An 877-nucleotide genomic window follows, 5' to 3' on the forward strand; every position below is an offset into this window, starting at 1 on the left:
TGGATCACCTCCTTAATCGACGACATCAGCTGCTCCATAAGTTCCCACACGAATTGCTTGATTCATTGAAGAAGACGATAGAAGCAGCTTTAAGCTCCAGGCTGATAGCTCAGGCTAACAGTTACAAGCTCGAAATTGGGTCTGTAGCTCAGTTGGTTAGAGCGCACCCCTGATAAGGGTGAGGTCGGCAGTTCGAATCTGCCCAGACCCACCAATTTTGTTATGGGGCCATAGCTCAGCTGGGAGAGCGCCTGCCTTGCACGCAGGAGGTCAACGGTTCGATCCCGTTTGGCTCCACCATAAACTTGCTTCTGTGTCGTAAAGCTTAGAAATGAGCATTCCATCGAACGATGGTGAATGTTGATTTCTGATCTTTTTGATTAGATCGTTCTTTAAAAATTTGGGTATGTGATAGAAAGATAGACTGAACACTACTTTCACTGGTAGTGGATCAGGCTAAGGTAAAATTTGTGAGTAATTGCGAATTTTCGGCGAATGTCGTCTTCACAGTATAACCAGATTGCTTGGGGTTATATGGTCAAGTGAAGAAGCGCATACGGTGGATGCCTTGGCAGTCAGAGGCGATGAAAGACGTGGTAGCCTGCGAAAAGCTTCGGGGAGTCGGCAAACAGACTGTGATCCGGAGATGTCTGAATGGGGGAACCCAGCCATCATAAGATGGTTATCTTGTACTGAATACATAGGTGCAAGAGGCGAACCAGGGGAACTGAAACATCTAAGTACCCTGAGGAAAAGAAATCAACCGAGATTCCCTTAGTAGTGGCGAGCGAACGGGGACTAGCCCTTAAGTGGCTTTGAGATTAGCGGAACGCTCTGGAAAGTGCGGCCATAGTGGGTGATAGCCCTGTACGCGAAA

2 tRNA genes and 1 rRNA gene are annotated in these 877 nt (G+C 47.7%); all 3 read left to right on the plus strand.

Annotated elements, in window-relative coordinates:
* Positions 1-137: 137 nt before the first annotated feature.
* Positions 138-214, plus strand: a tRNA-Ile gene (locus AC07UI_RS29100).
* Positions 215-224: 10 nt separating this feature from the next.
* Positions 225-300, plus strand: a tRNA-Ala gene (locus tag AC07UI_RS29105).
* 236 nt (positions 301-536) lie between these two features.
* Positions 537-877, plus strand: a 23S ribosomal RNA gene (locus AC07UI_RS29110); the annotation flags it as partial.

The sequence above is a fragment of the Pseudomonas sp. GW821-FHT04C07 genome, assembly GCF_059420325.1.